This window comes from Ensifer sp. ENS11, from assembly GCF_014851895.1.
Taxonomy (GTDB): domain Bacteria; phylum Pseudomonadota; class Alphaproteobacteria; order Rhizobiales; family Rhizobiaceae; genus Ensifer; species Ensifer canadensis.
In genome coordinates, this window is the sequence record NZ_JACVAN010000013.1 from 23,266 (window position 1) to 40,582 (window position 17,317).

Below are 17,317 nucleotides of genomic sequence, written 5' to 3' on the forward strand. Positions count from 1 at the left end.
ATGATCGAACAACACTCGCACCCTCGCCTCATCCGTAAGCTCAAGGACGCTCTTGGCGCTAAGCTTTGTGCCACACTCGACGATCCCGCGATCGTTGAGGTCATGCTGAACCCCGATGGACGCGTTTTCGTCGAGCGTCTGGGCCGGCCAATTGCCGACGCGGGTGAGATGGACGCCGCCACCGCTGAGATCATCATTGGGAGCGTCGCCCATATTCTGGGCTCCGAGGTCTCGCGCGAACGGCCAATCGTCTCTGGAGAGTTGCCGATCGGCGGTCACCGTTTCGAGGGCCTGATACCGCCGATCGTTGCGGCACCGATCTTTGCCATCAGACGCAAGGCGTCACGCGTCATTCCGCTCAAAGACTATGTCGATGCGCAGGTGATGACGCCTCGGCAAGCCGCATTCATCCGCAGCGCGATCAGATCCCGGTTGAACATCGTGATTTGCGGCGGAACGGGATCCGGCAAGACCACGCTTGCCAACGCGGTCATTGCCGAAATCGTGGAGACGGCCCCAAACGACCGGCTCGTGCTTCTGGAGGATACGCTTGAACTGCAATGTTGCGCGCAAAACGCAGTTGCCCTTCGCACCAGCGATAGGGTCGACATGGCTTGCCTCTTGCGCAGCACCATGCGGCTGAGACCCGATCGCATTGTCGTTGGAGAGGTTCGCGATGGGGCAGCGCTTACCCTGCTTAAGGCTTGGAACACAGGCCATCCCGGCGGTGTGACGACCATCCATTCGAATACGGCCCGCTCGGCATTGCAGCGCCTCGAACAACTGACCTCGGAAGTCAGTCAGCAGCCGATGCAGACCGTCATCGGCGACGCCGTCGATCTGATCATCTCGATCGAACGAACCTCAAACGGACGGCGCGTGCGCGATCTCCTCGAGATCGGGGGCTACAGCGACGGCCACTATCAGGCAACCAGAAGGAACCGGGAGGGCGGACTGCATGCGGCTTGAACTTCATAACCTCATAATCCCCACGACAATCGTTCTCGTTGCCATGGCGTCACCCGCATTCGCAGGCTCCGGCGGTGGTCTGCCATGGGAGGCACCGCTCGAGCGGGTCCAGGAATCGATCACGGGGCCTGTCGCGGGCTTCATTGCGCTGGCCGCGGTGGCGATCGCCGGTGGCATGCTGATATTCGGCGGCGAACTCAACGATTTCGCTCGGCGCCTGGTTTATGTCGTGCTCGTGGCTGGCATTTTGCTCGGGTCGACGCAGATCGTCGGGCTGTTCGGCGCCACCGGCTCCTCGATCGGCACGTCTCAAGTACCGATGCCACCGGCCGAGGTGGAAGGCGAACTGGGGGCGGCAAATGGCTGAGCCCGCATCCAACCTGCGCCAAAACCGCATTCACCGCGCACTGTCGCGTCCGAACCTTCTGATGGGGGCTGACCGTGAGCTCGTGCTGGCGACCGGCCTTGTAGCCACGATCCTGATCTTCGTCGTGCTGACGGTTTATTCAGCAATCGTCGGCGTGATCGTCTGGACGTCGATCGTCGGCGTGCTTCGCCGCATGGCGAAGATCGATCCGCTGATGCGCAGGATTTACATTCGCCACGTCTCCTATCGCGCTTGCTATCTCGCGACCTCGTCGCCATGGCGCAGGTATTGAGGGATCCGGATGGTTGCTCTTCGCACTTTCAGGCGCACCGGTCCCTCCTTTGCTGATCTCGTGCCCTATGCCGGTCTCGTTGACAACGGGATCGTGCTTTTGAAGGACGGCTCGCTGATGGCGGGCTGGTACTATGCCGGACCGGACAGCGAGAGCTCGACTGATCACGAACGCAATGAGATAGCCCGGCAGATCAGTGGCGTTCTGTCACGGCTTGGCTCGGGCTGGATGATCCAGGTGGAAGCGATCCGAATGCCGACCAAAGATTACGCCTCGGCCGGTTCGTGCCACTTTCCAGATCCTGTCTCACGCGCGATCGACGAGGAGCGCCGCGCCCATTTCGAACGGGAGAGGGGCCACTTTGAAAGCCGTCATGCCCTGGTCGTGACCTATCGGCCACACGAGGAGCGTCGCACCCGCTTCAGCAAATATGTCTACTCCGACGACGCAAGTCGAACACGGTCGTTTGCCGATACGGTACTCCAGACATTCCGACGCACGGTCGGCGAGGTCGAGCAATATCTGAGCAGCACCATCTCGATCCGCCGCATGGTGACGCGCGAAGTCGAAGAAGCCGGAGGCTTCAGGATTGCGCGCTATGACGAGTTGCTGCAGTTCGTGCGCTTCTGCATCGCCGGCGACAATCACCCCGTGCGGCTGCCCGAGATACCGATGTATCTCGACTGGATTGTGACCGCGGAACTTCAGCACGGTCTCGCACCGACCATCGAAAATCGCTTCCTGGCGGTCGTCGCTATCGATGGGTTCCCGGCCGAAAGCTGGCCCGGCATCCTGAACAATCTCGACCTCCTGCCGCTCAGCTACCGCTGGTCGTCGCGCTTCATCTTCCTCGATGCGGAGGAGGCCCGCGCGCGGCTCGAGCGCACGCGCAAGAAGTGGCAGCAAAAGGTGCGCCCGTTTTTAGACCAGCTGTTTCAGACCCAAAGCCGCTCTGTCGACCAGGACGCCTTTGCCATGGTCGTCGAGACCGAGGAGGCGATCGCGGAAGCGTCCTCCCAGTTGGTCGCCTACGGTTATTATACCCCAGTCGTCGTCCTCTTCGACGAGGATCATGATCGCCTGAAGAGCAATGCTGAAACCGTGCGTCGCCTAATCCAGGCCGAAGGCTTCGGTGCACGGATCGAGACATTGAACGCGACGGACGCCTATCTCGGCAGCCTGCCGGGCAATTGGTACGCGAACATACGCGAGCCGCTGATCAATACGCGCAATCTCGCCGACCTGATGCCCTTGAACACCGTCTGGTCCGGGAACCCGGACGCCCCATGCCCATTCTATGCGCCGGGCGCGCCGCCTCTCATGCAGGTCGCCTCCGGCTCTACGCCTTTCCGTTTGAACCTGCATGTCGACGATGTCGGGCACACACTTGTTTTCGGGCCAACGGGCTCAGGAAAGTCGACGCTGCTTGCTTTGCTCGCGGCCCAGTTCCTGAGATACGAAAACGCTCAGATCTTCGCGTTCGACAAGGGCAACTCGCTGTTGCCGCTGACGCTCGCAACGGGTGGCGACCACTATGATGTAGGCTCTGATACCGCCGACGGCCGACAACAACTTGCCTTCTGCCCGCTCATGGAATTGGCCACGGATGGCGATCGCGCCTGGGCTTGCGAGTGGGTCGAGACGCTGGTCCAGTTGCAGGGCGTGCCGATCGCTCCCGATCATCGCAATGCCATCTCCAGGCAGGTCGCCCTGATGGCCGCGGCGCCGGGTCGCTCGCTTTCTGATTTTGTCAGCGGCGTGCAAAATCGCGATATCAAGGACGCATTGCATCCCTACACCGTCGACGGGCCCATGGGCCAGTTGCTGGATGCGGAAACAGACGGTCTATCGTTCGGCACCTTCCAGACGTTCGAAATCGAACAGCTGATGACCCTGGGTGAGCGTCATCTCGTGCCGGTGCTCACCTATCTTTTTCGCCGGATAGAGAAGCGGCTGACGGGCGCACCAAGCCTCATTATCCTCGACGAGGCCTGGCTGATGCTCGGTCATCCGGTCTTCCGCGAGAAGATCCGAGAGTGGTTGAAGGTCCTGCGTAAGGCAAACTGCGCCGTCGTCCTGGCAACCCAGTCGATTTCCGACGCGGAGCGATCCGGCATTATCGATGTGCTGAAGGAAAGCTGCCCGACGAAAATTTGCCTGCCGAACGGGGCTGCCCGGGAACCAGGAACCAGAGAGTTCTACGAGCGCATCGGCTTCAACGACCGCCAGATCGAGATCGTCGCGATGGCTCTGCCGAAGCGCGAATACTATGTCGCGTCGCCTGCGGGACGACGGCTGTTCGATATGGCGCTCGGCAGCGTCACACTCTCATTCGTTGGCGCAAGCGGGAAAGACGACCTCAAGCGCATTCGCGCCCTTTACGACGAATTCGGGCCGCAGTGGCCGATCCATTGGCTCCAGACGAGAGGACTTCACGATGCCGCATCGCGTCTCACACTACCGTAAGGTGCTGCCTGTTTCCTTGCTCATCACGATGACCGCTTTGCCGACCACGGTGACGGCCGGCAGCGCGACCGGGGCTGCGACGGAATGGACACAGCTCGCCAACAATGCCGAGCTTCTGAACATATTGGAAAAGTCCGGCGTCCAGGTGAACAACCAGCTGAAGCAGATCGGTCAGCTCGCCGAGCAGATCCAGAACCAGCTCAGGATCTACGACAATATGCTGCAGAACACCGCGCAGCTGCCGGCCCATGTCTGGGGTCAGGTCGAACGCGATCTCGGGCAACTCCGCAAAGTTGTGGCGACAGGCGAGGGGATCGCATTCTCCATGGCCAATGCGGACGACATCCTCAGACAGCGATTCAAAAGCTATGCGGAGCTCAAGTCGAACCTGCCGGCGGGCGCCAGCTTCTCGTCGACCTACGCCGGCTGGTCGCAGACCAACCGCGGAACGATCGCCGGAACGTTGAAAGCGGCGAGCCTGACCGGCGATCAGTTCACGACAGAGGAAGCGACGATGGCCGAGTTGCGCACCATGTCGCAAACGTCAGACGGGCAGATGAAAGCCCTGCAGGTCGGCCATCAGATAGCTGCTCAGCAGGTGGCGCAGATGCAGAAGCTTAGAGGTCTCGTCTCCCAACAGATGACGATGATGGGCACCTGGTACCAGACCAGTCAGACCGACAAGGATCTCGCACAAGCCCGACGCGAAAGGTTCTTCTCGTCCACCGCGCCCTCCACCAGCGGAGGACAGGCGATGGAGCCGAGATGGTGAGCAAGAAGTTCGCCGGAATAGTCACGGTCGGTCTTTTGCTCGTCGGCGGCCTATCATCGGCACTGTTGCTAGTTGTTTGTCATGAGCAAGCGCAGACGCGCCGTGCCGACTATTTCGGTTCAACCAAAACCTATGATCTGAAGGGTGGCCAAGAGATGAGGCCGCGATGGTGAAGTCTGAACCATTCTCGTTGGGCCGGCCCCTTCTCATAGCACTGGCCTCGGCTGGCATAGCTTTGGCGTTTGCGACACCAGGGCTTGCTCAGGAAGGCGACGTACTTTCAGTACTGCAAAACCAAGTCAGCGCGGCTGCTCGTGGTTGGGAGACCACCGTTATGAATGCTGCGCGTTCCCTATTCTGGATTCTTGCGGGAATAGAGATCGGAATTGCCGCTGTTTGGCTGGCGCTGCAGGCGGCGACCCTGGAAAGCTGGTTCTCTGAGCTGGCGCGGCGCATCCTCTTCATAGGCCTGTTCGCGTTCGTTCTTGAGCAAGGCCCGAGTTTTGCCAAAGACGTCGTCGACAGCCTCTTCCAGATAGGAGCTGCCGGAGGCACAGCCTCGCCTGCGAATGTCTTCAACGCCGGCCTCACTGTCGCATCGAAGATGTCCGAGAAAATCCGTTTCGGTTTGTTCGAAGATAACGCGTTGGCGATATCCGCTGCCCTCGCGATGATTGCTACCATGATCGCATTCTCACTTGTCGCCGCCATCTTCGTTTCCGTCATGGTGGAGATGTATGTAGGCCTTTTGGCTGGAATGATCATGCTGGGGCTCGGAGGCTCCTCCTTCACGAAAGACTTCGCGGTTCGCTACCTGGTATATGCCTTCAGTGTCGGGATGAAACTGATGGCGCTCGTCATGATTTCCCGCATCGGCTCGGAAGTGCTGATCGGTTTGGCGAACGAACCGACGGTAGGTGACGAGTTTCAGACAGCCCTCGCAATTGCAGGCATAGCCGTCGTCGTTTTCATCATCGCGATGTATGTCCCCAACATCCTTCAGGGCGTTGTCCAGGGCGTTTCGGTGACCGGTGGGATGGAGACCATCCGCCATGGCAGCCAGGCTGCGTCATTTGTTGCGGGGGTCGGTTTTCTGGCTGCAGGGGGCGCAGCAGCAAGCGCTGCGGCAGCGACAGCCGCTCGCGCCGCCGGCTCATCATCGGTCGGTGCAGCCCTACGTGGGGTCGCATCAGGCGCCATCGGTGCTGGCCGCTCGGCCGCGTCGGCAGCCAAGGACAAGGCGATCGGATCGCCGGGAGCCCATGCCGGAACGCTCATGGGACTTGCCAACGCCAAGCTCGACCAAGCGGCAGGCCTTAGTACCCGAAAGACGCCACCAACTCTCAGCGACGACAGCTGACGACCATGGAGAGAAGATTGCCAATGTCATTGCAACAGGCGCCCGAGAACCCCTATCTGGCAGCCCGGCAGGAGTGGAACGAGCGCTACGGCTCCTATATCCGCTCGGCACTTGCGTGGAAGATTGTCGGCATGGTGTCGATGACCATGGCCGTCATCGGATTTTCGTATGCTCTCTATCTAAGTTCGCAGATCAGGTTGGTGCCCTACATCGTCGAAGTCGACAAGCTCGGAACCGCAGTCAGCGCGGGGTTCCCCGAGCAGATCGAGTATGCCGACGAGCGGGTGGTGCGTGCGACGCTCGCCAATTTCGTCTCGAGCTTCCGATCTGTTTCACCCGACGCGGTCGTCCAGAAACAGTACATCGATCGGACCTATGCGCTTCTGCGAACCTCGGATCCGGCCACCGAGAAGATCAACGCCTCGTTCAGAAGTGCGTCGCCGTTTGAGCGGGCGAAAACTGCAACCGTGTCCATCGAGGTCAACAATGTCGTGGCTCTCTCCAACCAGACATACCAGCTCGACTGGACGGAGTTCGAGAGGGACAGACGCGGCAAGGAAACGGCCGAGCGCCGCTTTCGGGGAATTGTCACGGTCACGCTGACCGCCCCCCAAGACGAAAGCGTCATCCGCCTCAATCCGATCGGCCTCTATGTCAGAGATTTCGACTGGACGGCACAGCTCTAGGAAGGGAATGACAAGATGCGTAACAGGCTGACCCGCGCCTTTGTCGCGGCCCTTGTGCTGGGTGCCATCAGCCCACCGGTCCATGCCGAGAGCATGAACGCCAAGGAGATGAAGGGAGCGGCACTATCCCACAAATGGCGCGGGGGAAGCGGCGTGGTCACGCGTGGCCCTGACGGAAAAGTGGTCTACCTGTTCGGCCAGACACAACCATCCGTCATCTGCTCGCCCCTGCAGGTTTGCGACATCGAGCTTCAGGGAGGTGAGATCGTGCGCGACGTCCTGGTTGGCGATACGGTCCGCTGGAAAATCGAGCCTGCAACGTCAGGCGCTGTTGGCGGGCAGGCGGTCCACCTGATCGTAAAACCTTCCGAGCCGCACCTCGTCACATCGATGGTCGTCACGACATCGCGGCGCACTTATCACATACAGCTCAAGTCGCATCCGACCCAATACATGGCCCGCGTCGGCTTCGAGTATCCCGAGGACGTTGCGACGAAACTCGCCGACGTCAACGCACGCCTCGAGATGTCACTTGGCGACACTGGCGTCCCGGCAGAACGACTGAACTTCGGCTATGCGGTCAGCGGTCGTGCATCATGGCGTCCGACACGCGTCTATTCCGACGGGCAGAAGACCTACATCCAGTTTCCGCAGACGATCACGGGCGAGGACGCGCCCGTCCTCTTCGTCGTTTCGGGCGGTAAGAACCGGATCGTCAACTACCGGATGAAAAAGAACATGATGGTTGTCGATTACCTCGTCGAGCGCGCCGTCCTGATATCCGGAGTTGGCTGGCATCGCCAGAAGGTCAGCATTCGCAGGGGAGGCAAACCATGAAACCCGCATCTTTGTCGCTTGCCGTCGCTGCAACCTTCCTGCTGTCCAGTTGTCAGACCGACACCGAAACCCTGACGACCCATGGCCCAAGCAGCAGCTCGCTGTCGGAACCGGCAGTGGCGGCGATCTCGGGCGATATTGTGAGCCGGCTAGCGGAACAGGTCGCTCCAGGCTCCGCACCTCTTCGCCTGGACGAAGATCAATCGCCCCATGGCGTCGCCTGGCAGTCCGCCCTTCGCTCGGCGGGTTATGTGATCAGCGCCGAACCGGCAGTGCCGACCGGCAAGCGCGCCCTTGATGTGACCTACGGCATCGACGAATTCGAGGGACAGATCTTGGCACGGCTCGCCGTCGGCACTGTCGAAATCACACGTGGCTATAACGCCAGCCTCGATGGAGCCATGCCGGTCACTCCATTGTCAGTCATCACACGCAACTGAAGGAGGACATCGTGGTTCAATCGCTTCAGTTGGGTCGCCCGTCCCAGCACGCAGATCCGCACACAATGCAAAGGCTCAATCGGCTGCCGATCTTCGCGGTCATCACCCTTGTTCTCATTTTCCTCGCCGTCATCATCTATGGATTGTCTTCTAGGGGACTTTATTTCACGGGAGCGTCAGGTCCCGAGGCTGCATCGAGCACGCCGGCATCGAATTTTGCCGAGCAACTCAAGAAAGGGGTGACGGACGGCATCATCAGTGAGCCGGCGCAAGCCGAGACCTTCAAACCGACGCCGCTCGTTGCCAGCTCCCCCGCCACGCAAGCCCAGTCTGAACCAGAGCAGGAGGTCTCGCGTGACGTTGTGCGGATCGAGCCGGAAACAGAATGGCTGGCCCGTCTCGAGCGCGAACGCAAGGAGCAGTCATTGCGCGAGAGGCACCGCCAGGAAATGGCGCGGCTGCAGGCGCAAGGCGCCGCATATGATTCCCCGCTTCTGGTCGATATCACAAAGGTCGGCGCAACCAACCAGCTGTCCCCACGATCGGAAACACCGAATAGCGCACGGGTGCGCGCAACCGGTGAGCTTTACGCCGAGGCATTGCGCGCCGGCCTTGCCGCGCAGGAAGGCGGTGCCAATCTCCAGGCTCTCAAGCAGGATTTCTTCAATCAGGACATCAAGGATCTCGGCTACCTCCCCAACCAGGTCGTGTCGCCGCTTTCGAATTTCGAGCTGAAGCGGGGATCGGTGATCCCGGCGACACTCATCAGCGGGATCAATTCAGATCTTCCCGGCCGTATCAGCGCGCAGGTGAGCCGGAACGTCTACGATAGTGCGACAGGCCACCGCCTTCTCATTCCGCAAGGGGCCAAACTGTTCGGCCGCTACAGTTCAGACGTTTCGTTCGGACAATCACGGCTGCTGGTTATCTGGACGGATGTGATCTTTCCCAACGGTTCCACCTTGCAAATCGGAGGAATGGCAGGAACCGATGCTGAAGGCTATGGCGGCTACGCTGACCGGGTCGATCGCCATTATTTGCGAACGTTCGCGTCCGCGGCGCTGGTTGCCATCATCGGAGCGGGAATGGATATGTCGCTTCCCGACAGTTCAGGACGTGACGATCGTAATCGCGCATCGGATGCGGCGCGTCGAAGCTTTGCTGAAACCTTCGGCCGGCTCGCCGAGCGAACCGTCGGCAAGAATCTTGATGTCCAACCCACGCTCCGGATCCGGCCAGGGTACCAATTCAACGTCCTTGTCGATCAGGACATCGTCTTTCCCGGTCCATATCGGGACCGACCGGAAATAAAGGCCACTGAGCGCTAGTGGTCATCCTCGGGGATCAAGGATTGGCGCGGGGAGATCTCCTCAAATCAGTTTCAGGTCGGTCGCCTTGGCTGTCGCCTGCGGCAGCGTCATGACACCCAGTTTTTTCTTGGCCTTATCGATGTAGAAGCGAACGGTGGTCTTCGCAATGCCTTCCAGCATCGCGATTTCCAGCATGGTCTTTCCCTCGGCCGACCAACTTAGACAGAGGCGCTCTTGCCAGCTCAGATCGATCTCGGCGCGCGTGACGATCTCGTCCGGCACCTCGCTGAATTTGGCGTGCACGAGAGCCCCGGCCCAAGCCCCCTCGACCGCGTTCAATTCAATGTCCGAAAGCAACGCTTTGCTTGAGGCCGTGCAGAGAGTGACGATCGAAAATCGGTTGTGGCCCGCTCGCACGGGGATAGTCACGCCCGATTGGATGCCAAAATCGGCAGCCTCGGTATAAAAGCGCCTCAGATCCGAACACGCTCCTCGCCTCTGTTGATCAACCGACCAGGGAAACGCCTCGTTCACACGTCGGGCTCCGGTGACCACCGGGTCAAGACGCATGTAGGATCGTTCGAAATAATGTCTTTGCCATTCGGCCGGATAGTCTGTGACCGCAAATATGGGGTGCAGAGAGAGATAGGCGAAGCCATCGAACCCGTTGTTTCTCGCAAACCTGCCAAGCGACTGCTTTAGCGACTTAGGGCAGCGAGCTGCAGCAGTTGCCTCGCTCAGTCGGATGAATAATCGTCGATCCCGCATGCAACAAAACTCCGTTCTAGGGGCAGCCTAACGGCAACGACCTTGCGTCGCGCCGAGATGCGCCGTGAGCCGAATTTCGGGCCGCGGGCATGCACCGCGACCATGGCGCTGGTTTAACTGGAGCTTGACAGCGCTTCAACCTCTGGACGCATTTCGCAACAAAACTTAACAAATCGGAGCCATTTTCCCGGCCTCCCGCACTTTGCCGATTAGGTGGGATCACGCAAACTCGACGATGGCTGCAAACAGGTACCCGCCGAGACGGACGGTTTTCAGGAACATTGGATGGCGAGGATCAACCTCGATCTTTTTGCGAATTCGGCTGATGTGCACATCGACGCAACGCTCCACCGGTCGGGCCTGTCCTGCGTGGGTCGCGACCAACAGGTCTTTGCGAGATATCACCTCTCCGGGCCGTCTGCACAATGCGAGCAGGATATCGAATTCCACCGCTGAAAGCGTAACGAACACACCATTCGGGTCGACTAGACTGCGACGAAGTGGATCAAGCCGCCAGCCATCGAAGACGAGTACCCTTTGATGCAACCTGGTTCTGCTTCCATAGGACGCGCGGCGCAGAAGGCTGTGAATGCGCGCTGTGATCTCCCTATGCCCCACCCAGGCCGCGACACCGTCATCGGCACCGGCTTCCAGAGCGCGTGTAATGATATCGTCATGCTCCTTGCTCAGGACCAGGATTGGGAGGGTGCTAAAGGCGCGAACCTGACGGCAGAGCTGTAGCAATGGCTCACTTCCGAAGACGGCGTCGATGACGAGCAAGTCGAACGCACCGCTTTTCAGCATCTCCGTGACAGGGCCGACGCTTCGAACGGTCGTCACCTCAATGCCATACCAGCCGACCGGCCCGCCGAGTCGACGCCCGCCTTCGATACACGAGGCGAGGAGTATGCGTGCCAATCGGGGTGGGACGTTGTCGCCTGATGGCAAATGCGCAACCTCGCTCCTGCGTTTGGGAAATTTGACTTCGGGAGCAAACGATCACCCGAAACCAGGAAATTCACAACCACAGCGGGCATAGCCGAAGAAGGCTCCGACAGACAAGGTGCACAAATGAGGGGTTAGCGGTATCGGCTTCACCAGGACATGGACCCGGGCGGGATGGGATCCATCCAACGAAAACGTCGCTTGCGAGACTGCTTTCATAGCAAAGAAGTCCCACGAAGAGGTTTCTCAATAGACTGATTGTCACGCTTCTCGGCTCAGGCCGGCGATGATGTCAGCGTGCCACTGCGAGCGGACTGATTTGCGGGGCGTCGGCCATTGGCGCCATCGTATCGAGGGATCGGTACTGACACGCGAGCGGCACGCTCCGACGGCCGATCGCTTCATCGTTGGGAAAGATGTCGGCGACCTCGGTGCAGCGCTGGATTTCGCCGTCAACGAGCCCGGAGCAGGGCCGTCGCACTACTCGCGGCCGGTGCAATCTCCGCGAAGGCGGCGCTTGCACGCCAAACAGTCAAGGCACAGACGCGACCGCTCCGCTGAGGAAGGCTGGTCGCCAGCCATTTCGATAGGGCCGGCGGCCTCCCTTCGGGCGTCAAGCCGAGTCTGCTGAACTGTGATCCGATCGTCAGCTGTCATTGTCGTTCCTCGTCGGTGGCAGCGATAAGAAACTCTGCTCCGGCGCCGTTGGGCCTTCCAATTCGCCTTCAAGGACATTGATATCCGAGCCTTATGGAAGCAGTCGCAAACTTCTCCACCAGGAGATGCAGATACAAATCTTCACATTCTATGGTTTGCAGCAAAAACCTCGGTGTGCAACCATGCACATCAATGAAAGAAGGAACCCCGGCCACCCTCATTCGGTCTAGCTGGAGGCGCCATGAAACGCCTCGTTATGATCAGTTCCCGCGATGCGGAATTCAGCCTGCCGGTTCGCCATATCCTACGGGCGAGCGGATACAACGCACACCTGGCAACCAGTCGGGAAGAAACGCTTCGCATGGTCCGGGACGATTTGGCCGACGCAGTCCTGCTCGATGGCCAGCTCGAGGCGGCGCTCGAGCTGTGCGAAGATCTTAAACGCGACGAAGCCACGCGGCACGTCAAGATCGTTGCTTTGCTGAAGCCCTCAGGCGCCGGCCGTTACGCCGACTTCCTCAATGCCGGAATCGACGAAGCTTTCATCAGACCCGTCGATCCAGACACATATGTGAGGGCTATCACCCGCTACGTTGCTCCAGAGGAGACCGGGAGCAGCTCCGAGCGGGGCACGAAACTGAACTATGGCAACGTGGAACTGGATCTGACGACACGCCGGGTTCTTCATGCCGGTATCCCGATCCGCCTCGCCGCGACGGAATTCGAACTGTTGCACCGGTTTCTGCGGACCCCGACCGCTGTCGTGACCAGGCAGGACCTGATTGCGAGCGCCTGGCCAAAAGGGGTTTTCGTCGATCCGCGCACGGTCAACGTTCATGTAGCGCGATTGCGGCGGGCACTGCTCATGGCAACAGGGTTAAACCTGATCCGCACCGTTCGCGGCATCGGCTACGCGCTTGAGCAAAATTGATGGTTTCGGCAAACGCAAACGTTTTCGGTCGAGGCGACAGGATGGAACAGGAAAGTGCACTTCTCATTGCGAACGCAAGCCTCATAACCGGCGATGGACATAGCTTCGCTGAGCGGGGCTTCGTGCGGATCCGGCGTGGCCAGATAGTGCAGGTCGGCGAGCAAGACCCTGACATTACCGGCGGCGAGCAGATCATCGATGCGAAAGGCTGCACTATTGTCCCCGGCATTATCAACGCCCATGCACACGGCTGCGTTGCCGGTCCATCGATGCCGAGCGGATCGGCACCAATCGCAACCACCGATATCGAGTATTTCAGGAACCGACATCTGTTATGTGGAACGACGACGCTGCTCAACGTCTGTGGTCTCGCCCTTCCCGATGAAATTGAGGCTGATGATGGCAAGCCGCATGCGCTGGATGTGCATGTGACAACGGCCCATTCTGCGAGCAATCTGGCGGCCGCCATGATCGTCGACGGCAAGGGATTGAGCGAGCGGCACAGGCAGGCGACCATCGATGCCATGATCGAACGCGGCGCAAAGGCGCTCGGCGAGGCCGGCGGCGGCCAGACATTGGGCGGCGGTGCTCAAGACTATCGCTTCCTGCCGGCTGCAATCGAGGCTGCGACAGGTCTTCGCATGATGCCCGGCGACACCCGTGCATTGAAGGAGGCGGTCCTCGGCCGCCACCTCAATGGCCACGACGCCCTTGACGATGCTGGGCTCGCGACGCTCATTAGAAAACTGGCAATTGATGGCCAAATCAGCCTCAAGGCTCTTCGAGAGTTGGTGACGCAGACTGTCATGCCGCCGGTTGCGGTTTCGTTGAAGGGGCTGGAGGAGATCGCCGCGCATTCGGCGCGGTTACGCCTGCCGGCGATCTTCCACAACGCGGCGCCGACAGCCGACCTTCTCGTCAGACTTGCGGAAATCTACCCCCAAGCGCGTATCGTCGCCGGACACTCGAACCATCCGATGTTCACTCCTGAGGAGGCGATCGACACGGCCATAAGACTCCGTGAGCGAGGGGCTACGATCGATGTCTCCACGCTTGACTGCATTTCGACACGATGGAGAAACAACCCGGAAAACCTTGATGCCCTTGTCGAGCGTGGCCTCGTTGATACGCTCTCTACCGACTTCGCTGGCGGCGACTGGGACAGCATACTGTCCGCAATCCACCGCATGATCAGGAAGAAACAGCTATCGGCACCGAAGGCGGTCGCGCTCGCAACCGGAAACGTCGCCCGCGTCTTCCCGGAACTGGCCGGCGATCGAGGGCTTATCGCGTGCGGCAAGCGGGCGGATCTCACGATTTGCGACAGCCACAATCTGAGCCGGGTTCGCCACGTGCTTATCGCCGGCAAATTCGCCGTCTACAATGGAGCGATCATATGATCGGTAAGCCGGCGGTGGTTTTCATTCGGGACCTCAGCGCAAGGCGAGCATCAATCCATCCAGATCGCCACTTGCCAGATTGAGAACGCCGTCGATGAGAGCTTTTTGCCGCTCTCTCGAAAGGCGATCGCGGGTTACGCGATTGAACTTCCCTTCGATATCGCTCCACGTCATCGGCCGCTTGGGATCGCCGAAGGGCGCATTGATGTTCGAGGTATAGGTGGCCGTCGGCGTCTCGATGACGACCCGAGCCAGGGTCTGCGCCGGAAAAAGTCCGTCGATGTCCGGGTGGACTTTCAACGATACGCGTCCAGCAAAACGCGACAGGTCCGGCCGCCCAAGGAGACTGTTGCCGACAGGCGCCAGCGCGTCTTTGCCCTCAAGTGCTGCAACCGCCAGACAGTAGGGAAGGCTGTATTGAAGCGCCACGAGATTGTCCGGTTCAAGCTGATTGCCCAGTTTCAGCGCCCAGGCGAAAGTCTCCACCTCGATGCGACGGATATGTGCGGCATCAATGCGCCGCTCGCCCATCACTTCGAAAAAGGCGTCCAAGGCCGGATGAATGTAGCGGCAGCAGGCATAGGGCTTGAAATAGGTATCGATGATTTCAAACCTCTGTCCGAGCCCCTGCCGAATACGTGAAGCGTCGTAATAGCCGGGATGATCGAGGATGTCCTCAGGACCCGTGTGATCATTGATGGCGAGTGAAAGGGCGGCGAGCCCCGTTGCCGCACTCCAGGCAATGCCCTCCTTGACGTCATTACCGGTGAGCAGGGAGTAGCCCGAACTGCCATTGGCCTGTTGATTGGGTGCCAGAACGCCGGCAATGGAAAGCGCTTGCGCAATGACATGTGGCGGTGATTTCAACAGGCGTCCGGCAGTCGCAGCTGCCGCAAAGGCTGCCCAACGACCGGTCTGCCGTGTTTTTATTCCTTCTGGATTTTGCGCCGAAGCGATCCTGATGCCGACGTCGTAGCCGAGCGCGACCGCAGCGATCAACTCGCTCGCCGAACCGTCGGCTTGCGGCAACGCAGCGAACGCCGTCGGAATGACTGCGGCACCGGGATGCCCACGAGCGGCGCGGCTTCCGTCGTCAAGGTCAAGGGCACTGGCGGCAGCCGCGTTGCAATGAAGTGCGGCAAGAGGGGCGACAGTGGTACCAGAGAGCCATACCGGCACGGCGCCGGTTCCAAAGAGCGTACCTGCGATCGACCGGGCGGCTTTCGGGCCAGGCATATCGTAGCCCGCAATCGCCGCGCCGATGAGGTCCAGCAGGCATTTCATCGCCACTTCGTTCACATCGGCCGGTAAACCGTCTCTCAGCGAGCAATGGATGTGCTCGGCCAAGTCCCGCGTCAGATAGGCCATTGATCGCTCCATAGTGGGAAGGATGGTGCGTGGGCTTGAGCGGCTTAGCGCAATTCGACCCGCTCCCTGCGCGCGGCACAGAACTTCTCGTAACAAGCGGCCGCGACGTAGAGGTCGAGCGCCGGCAGGCCGACGCAGGTGAGGCTAACTGGCCCTTGTTCGGCGGCCTCCCACTCGTGTGAAGACGAGAGCTCGCGGATACCGAGAAGTGGCCCAACGGTTTCGAGCGAAAGGCCGCTGCGCGAGAAATACAAGGCAAGACTTTGCGAGTTGCGACGAGAGACGGTTCCTATGTCGTCGCAACCGACCACGCCTGTTCTGAGAACACGCCTGAGATAGGCTTCGGGTACCTCATCGCCGCCAAGATGAAGGCCGGCCGCGTCGGGCGCCACTTCCGCGTCCTCGAACACCGGTTGACGGGCGTTCGACGCGGTCACGACGATCGAACACTCCGCAAGCCGACGGTTATCGGCAACCGCCTGAAGCGGGATTGCGCTGCGACCGGCCATCTCCGAGACGAATCTCTGCGCACCGTCCAACGTCCTGCTGCGCACAAAGATGTCTGCGACAAGATCAGCGCTGCTATAAGACAGACACTCGATGACGCTTCTCGCAACGGGACCCGTTCCGAACAGGAAGAGTGCCACCCGACTGTACCGGGCGCGAAAGCCGTCTACGAAACGCGAGGCATAGGTCCCGGTTCGCATCGCCGAAAGGTTTGTGCCGTCCAAGACGCTCAATGGCCGTAGGGTATACTTGTCCATTAGAACGATGGTCGAGGTCGAGCGAGGATAACCAAGGCGCCGATTGAACGCATTGGCCCCGATGATCTTCACAGCCCCATATCGCGCATTGACGCTATAGAGCGCCGAAAGCTTCCACCCCAGCCGCTGATCGGCAAATCCGTCGCGAAAAGGCGCGAAGTCCGGCTGGCGCCAGAACTCGTCTTCGGGCAGGGACAGAACCGCCTTGCCGCCCGTTGCAGCACCACTCCTCAAGCCTTCCCAAGCCTGTTCCACCGCCGCATGCACTTCGCCTACGCTCAATTCGGCTCCGAGTGCTCGTAGTTCGTTCGCGCTTACGAACTCGATCCATCGCTCATCGTTGTCCACTATCGCCTCCCGTGCTGCTGCATCGGGTGCAACTTTAGGCACGTCGGCCGCCCAATGGGGGTGAACAGTTGAGCAATATTCGGTTTTGAAAATGAACGATCGAGCATGCGAGTGACAGTTTCATTACCGACTGAGATGCGACGACCCTGCGCAGTGATTGAAAGTGTTTAGCCTTGCTGCGTGCGAAGAGTGGCAATCGAGATGACGAGCGCAACGACCTCCCGGCGAAGCCGACGGCTGGCAATCTGCTCGAAAGCGTCGTTCAGCTCCCGCCCTTCAGCGGACGCCAGGAAGAATGCCAGCTCTTCATCGAAGCAGCACGGTGTTGCAAACCTCCCGCCTGCACCCTCGAAAAGGAACGATACGGGTACGCCAAGTACACCTGCAATGGCCTGCAGCCGGCCAGCACCAACCCGCACCATCCCATTTTCGTGCTTGCGCAGCTGCGTGGTGCTGATCTGAACGCGGGCAGCAAATTCGATCTGGCTCAAGCCGAGCGCACGACGTTGCATTCGGATCATAAGACCGACATGGGCGTCGACTTCATCCGCTTTACGAGGATTTCGCTTCACCGTTTCATCAACCCGCGGCATCGAACGGACGAAACGTCCACTCAGCGTTTACATACTATAGTAGA

General features: G+C 60.0%; 18 protein-coding genes. 13 read left to right on the forward strand and 5 right to left on the reverse strand.

From position 1 onward, the window contains the following. Genes trbB through trbI form a run of 11 tightly spaced genes read left to right on the forward strand, consistent with a single transcriptional unit; the run spans position 1 to position 9,517 of the window. The gene (gene trbB, locus IB264_RS22265) at positions 1-969 is read left to right on the forward strand and encodes a P-type conjugative transfer ATPase TrbB (protein ID WP_192434081.1); all 969 of its coding nucleotides are present in this window, start codon (positions 1-3) and stop codon (positions 967-969) included. Beyond that, positions 959-1,336: a TrbC/VirB2 family protein gene (locus IB264_RS22270; RefSeq protein ID WP_192434082.1), complete on the forward strand. Its 378-nt coding sequence runs from the start codon at positions 959-961 to the stop codon at positions 1,334-1,336. The genes trbB and IB264_RS22270 overlap by 11 nt, the downstream gene beginning before the upstream one ends. After that, positions 1,329-1,628: a conjugal transfer protein TrbD gene (locus tag IB264_RS22275; protein ID WP_084814659.1), complete on the forward strand. Its 300-nt coding sequence runs from the start codon at positions 1,329-1,331 to the stop codon at positions 1,626-1,628. Before IB264_RS22270 ends, IB264_RS22275 begins: the two co-directional genes overlap by 8 nt. A 9-nt stretch (positions 1,629-1,637) precedes the next feature. Continuing rightward, complete coding sequence (locus IB264_RS22280; protein WP_192434083.1) at positions 1,638-4,094, forward strand: conjugal transfer protein TrbE; 2,457 nt, start codon at positions 1,638-1,640, stop codon at positions 4,092-4,094. Beyond that, on the forward strand, positions 4,066-4,866 hold the full coding sequence (gene trbJ, locus IB264_RS22285) for a P-type conjugative transfer protein TrbJ (protein ID WP_192434084.1): 801 nt from the start codon (positions 4,066-4,068) through the stop codon (positions 4,864-4,866). Before IB264_RS22280 ends, trbJ begins: the two co-directional genes overlap by 29 nt. After that, a complete protein-coding gene (locus IB264_RS22290; protein WP_192434085.1) occupies positions 4,860-5,039 on the forward strand; it encodes a DUF2749 domain-containing protein in 180 nt (59 codons plus the stop codon). Before trbJ ends, IB264_RS22290 begins: the two co-directional genes overlap by 7 nt. Continuing rightward, the gene (trbL, locus tag IB264_RS22295; protein WP_192434086.1) at positions 5,033-6,226 is read left to right on the forward strand and encodes a P-type conjugative transfer protein TrbL; all 1,194 of its coding nucleotides are present in this window, start codon (positions 5,033-5,035) and stop codon (positions 6,224-6,226) included. Before IB264_RS22290 ends, trbL begins: the two co-directional genes overlap by 7 nt. Before the next feature lie 23 nt (positions 6,227-6,249). Next, positions 6,250-6,912 (forward strand): conjugal transfer protein TrbF, encoded by a 663-nt coding sequence (locus tag IB264_RS22300; protein ID WP_192434087.1) that lies wholly within the window; start codon positions 6,250-6,252, stop codon positions 6,910-6,912. Positions 6,913-6,927: 15 nt separating this feature from the next. Next, positions 6,928-7,749 (forward strand): P-type conjugative transfer protein TrbG, encoded by an 822-nt coding sequence (gene trbG, locus IB264_RS22305; RefSeq protein ID WP_192434088.1) that lies wholly within the window; start codon positions 6,928-6,930, stop codon positions 7,747-7,749. Then, positions 7,746-8,189, forward strand: a complete 444-nt coding sequence (locus IB264_RS22310; protein WP_192434090.1) for a conjugal transfer protein TrbH — start codon at positions 7,746-7,748, stop codon at positions 8,187-8,189. Before trbG ends, IB264_RS22310 begins: the two co-directional genes overlap by 4 nt. Before the next feature lie 11 nt (positions 8,190-8,200). Then, positions 8,201-9,517: an IncP-type conjugal transfer protein TrbI gene (gene trbI, locus IB264_RS22315; protein ID WP_192434092.1), complete on the forward strand. Its 1,317-nt coding sequence runs from the start codon at positions 8,201-8,203 to the stop codon at positions 9,515-9,517. A gap of 42 nt (positions 9,518-9,559) precedes the next feature. Here trbI and IB264_RS22320 read toward each other — a convergent pair whose 3' ends face one another. Together IB264_RS22320 and IB264_RS22325 are read right to left on the reverse strand one after the other, a co-directional pair. Further along, positions 9,560-10,267 (reverse strand): autoinducer binding domain-containing protein, encoded by a 708-nt coding sequence (locus tag IB264_RS22320; RefSeq protein WP_192434094.1) that lies wholly within the window; start codon positions 10,265-10,267, stop codon positions 9,560-9,562. 219 nt (positions 10,268-10,486) lie between these two features. Next, complete coding sequence (locus IB264_RS22325) at positions 10,487-11,185, reverse strand: response regulator transcription factor (RefSeq protein WP_210335653.1); 699 nt, start codon at positions 11,183-11,185, stop codon at positions 10,487-10,489. 925 nt (positions 11,186-12,110) lie between these two features. On the opposite strand from IB264_RS22325, the gene IB264_RS22330 reads away from it, so the two are divergent. Then, positions 12,111-12,800, forward strand: coding sequence for a response regulator transcription factor (locus IB264_RS22330; protein WP_192434098.1), 690 nt, complete (start codon positions 12,111-12,113; stop codon positions 12,798-12,800). 41 nt (positions 12,801-12,841) lie between these two features. Further along, a complete protein-coding gene (locus IB264_RS22335; protein WP_192434100.1) occupies positions 12,842-14,200 on the forward strand; it encodes an amidohydrolase family protein in 1,359 nt (452 codons plus the stop codon). Positions 14,201-14,233: 33 nt separating this feature from the next. Here the strand turns inward: IB264_RS22335 and IB264_RS22340 are convergent, their stop codons facing one another. The 3 genes from IB264_RS22340 to IB264_RS22350 all read right to left on the reverse strand — a co-directional run bounded on the left by IB264_RS22340 (position 14,234) and on the right by IB264_RS22350 (position 17,273). Continuing rightward, entirely contained in the window at positions 14,234-15,568 is a 1,335-nt protein-coding gene (locus IB264_RS22340) for an MmgE/PrpD family protein (protein ID WP_246811806.1), read from the reverse strand. A gap of 44 nt (positions 15,569-15,612) precedes the next feature. Further along, positions 15,613-16,614: an ornithine cyclodeaminase gene (locus tag IB264_RS22345; RefSeq protein ID WP_210335654.1), complete on the reverse strand. Its 1,002-nt coding sequence runs from the start codon at positions 16,612-16,614 to the stop codon at positions 15,613-15,615. Positions 16,615-16,847: 233 nt separating this feature from the next. Beyond that, entirely contained in the window at positions 16,848-17,273 is a 426-nt protein-coding gene (locus IB264_RS22350; protein WP_192434104.1) for a helix-turn-helix domain-containing protein, read from the reverse strand. Between the last annotated feature and the right edge of the window lie 44 nt (positions 17,274-17,317).